1 protein-coding gene and 2 pseudogenes are annotated in these 11,339 nt (G+C 72.2%); all 3 read left to right on the plus strand.

Features of this window, described 5'->3' with window-relative positions; translation table 11 throughout:
* A partial coding sequence (locus tag ACLQ28_RS34225) for a KR domain-containing protein (RefSeq protein ID WP_425690399.1) occupies positions 1-1,065 on the plus strand: 1,065 nt, incomplete at its 5' end.
* A gap of 29 nt (positions 1,066-1,094) precedes the next feature.
* Positions 1,095-6,635, plus strand: a pseudogene (locus tag ACLQ28_RS34230) (SDR family NAD(P)-dependent oxidoreductase); the annotation flags it as partial.
* A 62-nt stretch (positions 6,636-6,697) separates the two neighbouring features.
* Positions 6,698-11,339: pseudogene (locus tag ACLQ28_RS34235) on the plus strand (beta-ketoacyl synthase N-terminal-like domain-containing protein); the annotation flags it as partial.

Raw genomic sequence — 11,339 nt, forward strand, 5'->3', positions numbered from 1 at the left:
GGTGTGTTGGATGACGGTGTGGTGGAGTCGTTGACGTCGGAGCAGGTGCGGCGGGTGATGGCTCCGAAGGTCGACGCTGCGGTGCATTTGCATGAGTTGACCGCTGGTCTGGAGTTGTCGGCGTTTGTGTTGTTCTCCTCGGTTGCGGCGTTGATTGGTAGTCCGGGGCAGGGCAACTACGCGGCGGCGAACGCCTTCTTGGACGCTTTGGCGGCGAGTCGTCGGGCGGCGGGTCTGCCAGCGACGTCACTGGCCTGGGGATTGTGGGCCGAGGAACGCAGCATGGCCGGCACCCTCGACGAGGGCAGCGTCGCGCGCTGGGGCCGGATGGGCATCAAGGCCCTGTCGAAAGAGCTCGGCCTGGAGCTGTTCGACCAGGCCCAACAGCTCGACGAGGCACTGCTCGTACCCGTCTTGCTCGACACCGTCGCACTACGCGCCCAAGCCCGGTCGGGCATGCTGCCGCCCCTGCTACGCGCACTGGTCCGGGCACCGGCGCAACGCGCCACCGCCACCGGCGGTTCGCTCGCCCAACGGCTGGCCGCCGTCGCCCCGGACGACCGGCAAGGTGTCGCTCTCGACCTGGTGCGCGCCCAGGTCGCGGCGGTCCTCGGGCACGCCTCGCCGGAAGCAATCGACGCCGACCGCACGTTCAAGGCACTCGGGTTCGACTCGCTCGCCTCGGTCGAGCTGCGCAACCGGCTGACCCGGGCCACCGGGCTACGGCTGCCCACCACGCTCATCTTCGACCGGCCGACCCCGGCCGCGATCACCCAGCTCCTACTCACCGAGGTCGGCGGGGTGGAGGCGAAGGACGGCCCACCGGCCGAGGAGGAGGAGCTGTTGCAGCGGGTCGAGGCCCTGCTCACCGCGGTGGCGAACGACGAGCAGCAGCTCGCCGAGTACGGGCCGCGCCTGCGCTCGCTCAACAACCGGCTGCGATTCGTCCTCGGTGCGACAACCGGTAGCCGTCACGAGCCCGAGGCGGGGTCCAACGAAGACCTCGACGTGGTGTCCGACGAAGAGATGTTCGACCTGATCGACAAGGAACTCGGAGCGGTATGACCCAGGGCACGGACAACTCACGCAGCTCGATGACCGACGAGCAGAAGCTTCGAACCTATCTGCGGAAGGTGACCGGTGAGCTGCGTACGGCGAACCAGCGCATCCGCGATCTGGAGCAGCGCGACCTCGAACCGGTAGCCATCGTCGGGATGAGCTGCCGGTATCCCGGCGGGGTCAGCTCGCCGGACGAGCTGTGGCAGCTCGTGGCCGAGGGCCGCGACGCGGTCTCCGCCCTGCCCGACGATCGCGGCTGGGACCTCGACCGCCTCTACGACCCCGACCCGGAGAAGGTCGGCAGCGTCTATACCAGCGGCGGCGGGTTCATCGACGGCGTGGGTGAATTCGACGCCGAGTTCTTCGGGATTAGCCCACGGGAGGCCCTGGCCATCGACCCGCAGCAGCGGCTGATGCTGGAGGCGGCCTGGGAGGCGTTGGAGGACGCGGGCATCGACGCGGACGTGCTGCGCGGCTCCGACACCGGCGTCTTCTGCGGTGCGTTGACCTCCGACTATGGCGGATCAATGCCGCCGGAGCTGGAAGGGTTCCGGCTCACTGGCACCACGACGAGTGTCCTGTCCGGCCGGATCGCCTACACCTTCGGCCTGGAGGGGCCCGCCGTCACGGTCGACACGGCGTGCTCGTCGTCGCTGGTGGCGCTGCACCTGGCCGCCCAGGCGCTGCGGAACAGGGAGTGTTCACTCGCCCTCGCCGGCGGCGTCACGGTGATGGCCGGGCCGTTCCTGCTGGTGGAGTTCAGCCGGCAGCGAGGGCTGGCGTCGGACGGCCGGTGCCGGTCCTACGCCGCTGGTGCGAACGGCACGGGGTTCTCCGACGGGCTCGGTCTGCTGGTGCTGGAGCGGCTGTCGGACGCGCGCCGCAAGGGCCACCAGGTGCTGGCGGTGCTGCGCGGCAGCGCTGTCAACTCCGACGGTGCGAGCAACGGTCTGACCGCGCCGAACGGGCCCTCCCAGGAGCGGGTGATCCGGCAGGCGCTGGCCAGTGCAGGGCTGAGCACGGCCGAAGTCGACGTGGTCGAGGGGCACGGCACGGGAACCCGCCTCGGTGACCCGATCGAGGCGCAGAGCCTGCTGGCGACGTACGGACGGGACCGCACCGACGGTCCATTGCGGCTGGGGTCGATCAAGTCGAACATCGGCCACACCTCGGCGGCGGCCGGCGTCGCCGGAGTGATCAAGATGGTGCAGGCCATGCGGCACGAGACGCTGCCGGCCACGCTGCACGTGGACGCCCCGTCGCCGCACGTGGACTGGGACGCCGGTGAGATCAGGCTGCTCACCCGGGCCGAGCCGTGGCCGGTGTCGAAACGACCCCGCCGGGCCGCCGTGTCGTCGTTCGGGATCAGCGGTACGAACGCGCACGTGATTGTCGAGGAGGCGCCCCGGGACGAGACGCCGCCGGCCCAGACCGCTTCGACCGAGCGGCACGTGGGCGCCGTACCCGTGTTCGTGTCCGGGCGTGGTGACGCGGCCCTGCGGGCACAGGCGGACCGGCTGCGGTCGCAGCTGCTGGCCCGACGGGAGTGCGAACTGCTCGACGTGGGCTTCTCGTCGGTATCGAGCCGGGCACAGCTTGCGCAGCGCGCGGCGGTGGTGGCGACCGACCGGGACGGGCTGCTGGCCGGCCTGGCGGCGCTGGCGTCGGGGGAACCGGCCGCCGGGGTGTTCACCGGCGCCACGGTGGGTGGCAAGACCGCCTTCCTCTTCACCGGTCAGGGCGCGCAGCGCCCCGGGATGGGCGTGGCACTGGCGGCGACCCAGCCACGGTTCGCCGAAGCCCTCGACGAGGTCTGCGCCGAGATGGACCCGCACCTGGGTCGCTCCCTGAAGGAGTTGCTGGCAGCTCCGGAGGGCAGCGCCGAGGCAGACCTGCTCAACGCCACCGCGTACACCCAGGCGGCGCTTTTCGCCGTCGAGGTCGCGCTCTACCGGCTGGTCGAGTCGCTCGGTGTCCGCGCCGACTACCTGATCGGGCACTCGGTCGGCGAGCTGGCCGCCGCGCATGTGGCCGGCGTGCTGTCGCTGCCGGACGCGTGCACGCTGGTCGCCGCCCGAGGCCGGCTGATGGGTGCGCTGCCGGCCGGTGGTGGCATGGCGGCGGTGCAGGCGACCGAGCAGGAGATCACCGACTCGTTGGCCGGGTTCACCGACCGGCTGTCGATCGCGGCCGTCAACGGGCCGCAGTCGGTGGTCGTCTCCGGTGACGCGCAGGCGTTGCAGGAGTGGCTGCCCCGCTGGCAGGAGCGTAAGAGTACGCAGCTGCGGGTCAGTCACGCGTTCCACTCGCACCTGATGGACCCGATGCTGACCGAGTTCCGCCGGGTCGCCGAGGGCCTCACCTTCGCCGAGCCGGGCATCCCGGTGGTGTCGAACCTGACCGGTGACCTCGTCACCTCGGAGTTGACCGACCCCGGCTACTGGGTGGACCACGTACGCCGGGCCGTCCGGTTCCTCGACGGGGTACGGACCCTGCGGACGCTGGGTGTGCGGCGACTGTTCGAGCTGGGCCCCGACGGGGTGCTGACCGTGATGGCGCGGCAGATCCTCGACGAGGACGGCACCGTCTTCGCCTCGGCCCTTCGCGCCCGGCACGCCGAGCCGGAGACGTTCGCCGCCTTCCTCGCCCAGGCGCACCTGGCCGGGGTGCCGGTGGACTGGTCGTCGTTCTACGTCGGCGCGCGCCGGGTGGAACTGCCGACGTACGCGTTCCAGCGGCAGCGGTACTGGGTTCCCTCCAGCGCCCGCCCGGGTGACCCCGCCGCCGCCGGTCTCGGCCGACTGGACCACCCGTTGCTGGCGGCGGCGGTCCGGGTCGGTGACCGCGACGACTGGCTCTTCACCGGGCGCCTGTCCCACGAGACCGCGCCGTGGCTGCGCGACCACGCCGTGCTGGGCATGGTCATTGTTCCGGGTACGGCCCTGGTCGAGCTGGCGTTGACCGCCGGGCGGCGCGCGGGCAGCCCGGTGCTCGAGGAACTTCTGCTGGAGGCGCCGCTGATCCTGCCCGAACGCGGCGGTGTGCAGGTCCAGGTCACCGTCGCGGAGCCGGACTCCGACGGCCGGCGCGAGGTGGCGATCTACTCCCGCCCGGAGACCGGTCCCGAGGGCGACGGCGACGAGGGTACGGCGAGCTGCCACGCCCGGGGTGTCCTCGCCGTGGCGGCGGAACCGCTGACCCCGTTCGCGACCACCTGGCCGCCGACCGGTGCCGAGCCGGTGGCGGTCGACGCGCTCTACGCGCGCCTGCACGCGGCCGGCTACGACTACGGGCCGGTCTTCCAGGGCGTACGCGCCGCCTGGCGGGTCGGCGAGCACATCCACGCGGAGATCGCGCTGCCCGAGGGACAGGCCGATGCCGCCGGCCGGTTCGGGCTGCACCCAGCCCTGTTCGACGCGGCGTTGCACGGCGGGCTGATCGACAAGGAGGTCGACTCCCCGACCGACCTACCGTTCTCGTGGTCCGGGGTGCGGATCGAGCAGCCCGGCACCGGCCGGCTCCGGGTCCGGGTCGGCCCCGCCGGTGCCGCCGCGCTCCGGGTGGAGATCGCCGACGAGCACGGCACCCCGGTCGCCGCCGTGGACAGCCTCGCCTTCCGCCCGGTCGACCAGAGCGCCCTCACCGCCGCCCTCCGAGCCGGGCCCAGTGCCCTGTTCGCCGTGGAGTGGACCGAGGTCGCGGCCACGGCAGGAGCCGGCCCGATGCGGATCGCCCACCTCGGCATTGGCTCGGGGGAGGGCCACCACGCCGACCGGGGTTCACTCGACCGGGCCCTCACCGGGGCCGCCCTGGACCTGGTCGTCGCCACGATCCCGACGCCGACCCGGGCGCCGGATCCGGCGGAGGCGGCCCGTGCGGTCGCCGAGCAGACCCTGGAACTGCTCCAGTGGTGGCTGGCCAACGAACGGCTTGCGGACGCCCGGCTGGTCGTCGTGTCGCGGTTCGGGATCGGCGTCGGTGATGACGAGGCCCCGGACCTGGCGCAGGCCGCGATCTGGGGACTCGTCCGCAGCGCCCAGTCGGAGCATCCCGGTCGTTTCGTCCTGGTCGACCTCGACGGCGCCAGCGACGAAGGCGGCGCCGGCAACGGGACCGGGTCCGGTGACGGGAACGGAACTGTCGATGGGAACAGAACTGTCGACGGGATCGACTGGAGCACGTTGACCAGCCTCGACGAGCCGCAGTTGGCCGTCCGGGCCCGCAGGCTGCTCGCCCCCCGGCTGGTCCGGGCGCCGGCCGCGCCCGCCGACGCGGAGCCGCCGTCGTTCGATCTCGACGGCACCGTGCTCGTCACCGGAGGCACCGGAGGTCTGGGGGCGGTCTTCGCCAGGCACCTGGCGGGGGTACGCGGAGCGAAGCGACTGCTGTTGGTCAGCCGCAGCGGAGCCGCCGCGACCGGCGTACCGGACCTTCTCGCCGACCTGGCGGCGCTCGGCTGCCAGGCACAGGTGGCGGCCTGCGATGTCACCGACCGCGGCCAGCTCGCCCGCCTGATCGATGGGCTCGACCACCCACTCGCGGCGGTCGTGCACGCCGCCGGCGTCCTCGACGACGGCGTGATCGAGTCGCTGACACCGCAGCGGCTCGAACGGGTCCTGCGGCCCAAGGTCCACGCCGCCCTGCACCTGCACGAGCTGACGGCGGGTCTGAAGCTGTCGTCGTTCGTGCTCTTCTCCTCGGTCGCCGCCCTCGTGGGCAGCCCCGGGCAGGCCAACTACGCCGCCGCCAACGCCGTCCTCGACGCCCTCGCCCAGCAGCGCCGGGCCGAGGGACTGCCCGCCACCTCGCTGGCCTGGGGTCTCTGGGCCGACGCGGGCGGCATGGCCGGCGAACTCGACGAGACCGACGTCGCACGGCTGGAACGGATCGGGGTCCAGCCTCTTCCGACCGCGCAGGGGCTGGAGCTGTTCGAGCACGCCCAGCGGCTCGACGCGGCACTGCTGGCGCCGGTCCGGCTGGACCTCGGAGCGCTGCGGACGCAGGCCCGGGTAGGGACGTTGCCCGCGCTGCTGCGTGGGCTGGTCCGGGTACCGGCCCGGCGTGTCGAGGCGGAGGTGTCCCTCGCGCAGCGGTTGGCGGGCGTCCATGACGCCGAACGGGAGGCAGTCGTACTCCAGATCGTCCGGGTGCAGGTCGCGGCGGTCCTCGGGCACGCCTCACCCGGCACCATCGACCCGGACCGCTCCTTCAAGGAGCTCGGGTTCGACTCGCTCGGCGCGGTCGAGCTGCGTAACCGGCTCACCCAGGTCAGCGGCGTACGGCTGCCACCGACCCTGGTGTTCGACCATCCGACGTCCGTGGCGGTCGCGCGACTGCTGCTCACCGAGGTCGGTGGCGGTCCCGCCGCAGAACCGCCCGTCGACCAGACGATCCGGCAGCTCGAAGCCCTGCTCGCCACCGCCGCGAACAGCGAGAAGCAGCGGGTCGCCAGCCGGCTGCGCACACTGCTGGCCGCGCTCACCGACGGTCCACGGCACACCAGCGAACTGATCGAGGCGGCCACCACAGTCGACGAGGTCTTCGAACTCTTCGACGCCGAATTCGGCGAGGCATGACGAGTACGACCGCACGCCCGAATCACCAGGGGGACAAGGCAATGAGCGTTGAAGGCAACGACCCACAGCAGGAGAAGCTCGTCCGGTACCTCAAGCGGGCCGCCGTCGACCTCAGCGAGACCCGGGCCCGGCTCAAGGAGATCGAGGACCGCGCGAGCGAGCCGATCGCCATCGTCGGCATGGGCTGCCGCTACCCCGGCGGTGTGATGTCCCCGGACGAACTGTGGCAGCTCGTCGCCGACGGGCGCCCCGGGACCTCCGAGTTCCCGGACGACCGTGGCTGGGACGTCGAGAACCTCTACGACCCCGACCCGGACCACCCCGGCACCGCCTACACCCGCGAGGGTGGCTTCGTCGAACGGGTGGGCGACTTCGACGCGGACTTCTTCGGCGTGAGCCCGCGCGAGGCGCTGGCGATGGACCCGCAGCAGCGGCTGCTGCTCGAGGTGGCATGGGAGGCGTTCGAGGACGCGGGCATCGACGCCACGCCCCTGCGGGGAAGTGACACCGGCGTCTTCTGCGGCGTGATGTACCAGGACTACGGGTTCGTCGCGGGCACCAGCGCCCGGCGCCCCGAAATCGAGGGGTACCTGTCGATCTCGTCGGCGGCCAGCGTCGCGTCCGGCCGGCTCAGCTACACCTTCGGGTTCGAGGGACCGGCCATCACTGTCGACACCGCCTGCTCGTCGTCGCTGGTCGCGTTGCATCTGGCGGCGCAGGCGCTGCGCGCCGGTGAGTGCGCGGTGGCGCTCGCCGGTGGCGTCACCGTGCTGGCCCGGCCGAGCGTCTTCGTGGAGTTCAGCCGACAGCGCGGTGTCTCACCGGACGGGCGTTGCAAGGCGTACGCCGCCGCCGCCGACGGGGTCGGCTGGGCCGAGGGCGCCGGCCTGGTGGTCCTGGAACGGTTGTCCGACGCGCGTCGCAACGGCCACCAGGTGCTCGGACTGCTCCGCGGCAGCGCGGTCAACCAGGACGGTGCGAGTAACGGGCTGACCGCGCCGAACGGGCCGTCCCAGGAGCGGGTGATCCGTCAGGCGCTGGCCAACGCCGGGCTGAACCCGGCCGATGTCGACATTGTCGAGGGGCACGGGACCGGCACCCGGTTGGGTGACCCGATCGAGGCCCAGGCGCTGCTCGCCACCTACGGTCGCGAGCGCGAGAACGGCCCGTTGCGGCTCGGTTCGATCAAGTCCAACATCGGCCACACCCAGGCCGCCGCCGGGGTGGCCGGCGTGATCAAGATGATCATGGCGATGCGGCACGGGACGATGCCCCGCACCCTGCACGTCGACGCGCCGTCACCGTACGTCGACTGGACGGCGGGCAGCGTGCGACTGCTGACCGAGGCGGAGCCGTGGCCTACCGGCGACCGGCCGCGCCGCGCCGGCGTCTCCTCGTTCGGCGTCAGCGGCACCAACGCCCACGTCATCATCGAGGAGCCGCCGGTCGAGGCGTCGGTAGACACCGACCCGGCCGACCCGGCGCAGACGCCGCACGTGGTGCCGATACCGATCTCCGCACGCGGAGAGGCGGCCCTGCGGGCTCAGGCCGACCGGCTGCGCGCCCACATGATCGCCCAGCCCGACGTCAGGTTCGCGGACATCGCGTTCTCCCAGGCGACCACCCGGGCGCACCTCGAACGCCGCGCGGTGGTCGTCGCCACCGACCGTGGCTCGCTACTGACCGGCCTCCGTGCGCTCACCGCCGCCGAACCCTTGGCCAACGTGATCGAGGGCCAGGTCGGTGGAGACCGGACGGTGTTCGTCTTCCCCGGCCAGGGTTCGCAGTGGGAGGGCATGGCGACGGAACTGCTCGAAACCGCGCCGGTCTTCGCCGCGGAGATCGCCGCCTGCGGTGCGGCGCTGTCCCGATACGTCGACTGGCGGCTCGAGGACGTCCTGCGCGGAGTCCCCGGCGCGCCATCGCTGCAGCGGGTGGACGTGGTGCAGCCGGTGCTCTTCTCGGTGATGGTCTCCCTGGCCCGACTCTGGCAGTCGTACGGTGTCGCACCGACGGCGGTCCTCGGACACTCCCAGGGTGAGATCGCCGCGGCGTACGTCGCCGGCGGGTTGTCCCTCGACGACGCGGCCCTGGTCGTCGCGCTGCGCAGCGGCGCGGTACGCGAGCGCCTTGCCGGCCGGGGCGGAATGGTCTCCGTGGCGCTGCCGGTGGACCAGGTCGAGCGCTACCTCGAACCGCACGGCGGGCGCGTCTCCGTCGCCGCCGTCAACGGCCCGGCGGCGGTCGTCGTCTCCGGCGAACCCGAGGCACTCGACGAGCTGATGGCAGCCTGCGAACGCGACGGCGTCCGCGCCCGGCGGGTACCCGTCGACTACGCCTCGCACTCCGTCCAGGTCGAGGCGATCGAGGAGGAGCTGCTGAAGCTGCTCGCTCCGATCGCGCCGCGCCCGGGGCAGATCCCCTTCTACTCCACGGTCCGGGGCGAGTTCGTCGACACGAGCACGCTCGACGCCGCCTACTGGTACGACAACCTGCGCGGCCAGGTCGGCTTCGAGCCGGCGGTCCGGGTCTTGGTCGCCAACGGCACCACCTGTTTCGTCGAGGTGTCCCCACACCCGGTGCTGACGATGGGCATGCAGGACACCGTCGAGGCGCTCGACGACGCCCCCCGGGTCACGGTGACCGGCTCGCTGCGTCGCGGCGAGGGTGGCCTCGAACGGTTCGCGGCGTCGTTGGCCGCGGCACACGTGGCTGGCGTACCGGTGGACTGGTCGGTGTTCACCGCAGGCTCCGGTGCACGCCGGGTGGAGCTGCCGACGTACGCCTTCCAGCGGGAACGGTACTGGCTGGTGCCTGCCGCCGACGTCGGTAACGCCGCCGGTGCGGGTATGGGCCGCATCGAGCATCCGCTGCTGGTCGGGGCGGTGCAGGTCGGTGACCGCGACGAGTGGGTGTTCACCGGCCGGATCTCGCAGGACGTCGCGCCGTGGGTGAGCGACCACGCCGTGTTCGGGATGGTGCTCGTACCCGGCGCGGCGCTGGTGGAGCTGGCCCTGACCGCTGGCCAGCACGTCGGCAGCGCGGCTCTGGAGGAGCTGGTGCTGGAGGCACCGCTGGTCCTCGCCGATCGGGCGGTGACGCAGGTGCAGGTCACCGTCGGCGAGCCGGACGACGACGGCCGCCGCGAGGTCGCCGTCTACTCCCAACCGCAGAGTACGGACGAGGACGGCGACCACGTGGTGACCTGCCACGCGCGCGGCTGGTTGGCGGTGCCGGCGGCGCCGCTGGTGCCGTTCCCACCAGCGTGGCCACCGACCGGCGCCGAGCAGGTCACGGTCGACGCGCTCTACCCGACGCTGGCCGAGGCCGGCTACGAGTACGGGCCGATCTTCCAGGGGGTGCACGGGGCGTGGCGCGCCGGTGAGCACCTCTACACCGAGGTCGTGTTGCCCGACGAGGAGGCAGACAACGCCCGCCGGTTCGGGCTGCACCCCGCCCTGTTCGACGCGGCGTTGCACGGCTGCCTGATCGACAAGGAGCCCGGCTCCCCGGCGGACTTGCCGTTCTCCTGGTCCGGTGTGCGGTTCGGCCCCGGCGGCGGCTCGCGCGTGCGGGTCCGGATCAGCCCGGCCGAGGACTCGACCGTCCGGATCGACGTGGTCGACGAGCGCGGCGAGCTGGTCGTGGGCGTGGAGAAGCTGGCGGTACGACCGGTCGACCAGGCGCAGCTGGAGAGGACGCAGGGCGGCGGGCAGCGTTCGCTGTTCCAGCTTGAGTGGACGCCGGTTCCGGTCGGGAGTGGCGCTTCGGTCCGGGTCGCGCTCGTCGGCGACGTGGGTGGGGCGGGCGACCGTTTCGCGGACCTGGAGGCGGTACGGCGGGCGATGACCGACGGTGCCCCCGCGCCGGACGCGGTCGTGGTCGCGGTCGGCTCTCCGGCAGCCGCCGATGCCGTGGCGCTGGCCGGCCGGGCCGCCACAGCCGAGATGCTGGCGCTGTTGCAGTGGTGGTTGGCCGATGAGCGGTTTGCTGGCGTGCGGTTGGTGGTGGTGACGCGCGAGGGTGTGGCGGTTGGTGGTGAGTCGCCGGATTTGGTGCTGGCTCCGGTGTGGGGTTTGGTGCGTAGTGCCCAGTCGGAGCATCCCGAGCGTTTCGTGTTGGTGGATGTTGATGGTGGTGGTGTGCCGGACTGGGCTGGGGTGCTCGGTGCGGGTGAGCCGCAGGTGGCGGTTCGTGATGGGCGGTTGTTGGCGCCTCGGTTGGGTCGGGCGCCGGTGGCGCCGGCGGGTGGTGCGTGGCGGATGTCGGTGGATCGCAAGGGTTCGCTGGAGGGTTTGGCGATCACCGCGTCGGACGCCGACCGTCCGTTGGGCGCCCATGAGGTACGTATCGGGGTCCGCGCGGCGGGTCTGAACTTCCGCGATGTGCTGATCGCCCTGGGTATGTATCCCGGGGACGCGCCGCTGGGCAGTGAGGCCGCCGGTGTCGTGATCGAGGTCGGTGCCGATGTGCATGACCTGGCCCCGGGTGACCGGGTGCTGGGCCTGGTGTTGGACGCCTTCGGGTCGAGGGCGGTGGCGGACCGACGGACGGTGGTGCCGATGCCGACGGGCTTTTCGTTCGTTGAGGGCGCTGCGATTCCGGTCGTTTATCTGACCGCGTATTTCGGGTTGTTTGATTTGGGTGGGTTGCGGCGGGGTGAGCGGTTGTTGGTGCATGCGGCTGCTGGTGGTGTGGGGATGG

This window comes from Micromonospora sp. DT201 (assembly GCF_049841575.1).
GTDB lineage: Bacteria > Actinomycetota > Actinomycetes > Mycobacteriales > Micromonosporaceae > Micromonospora.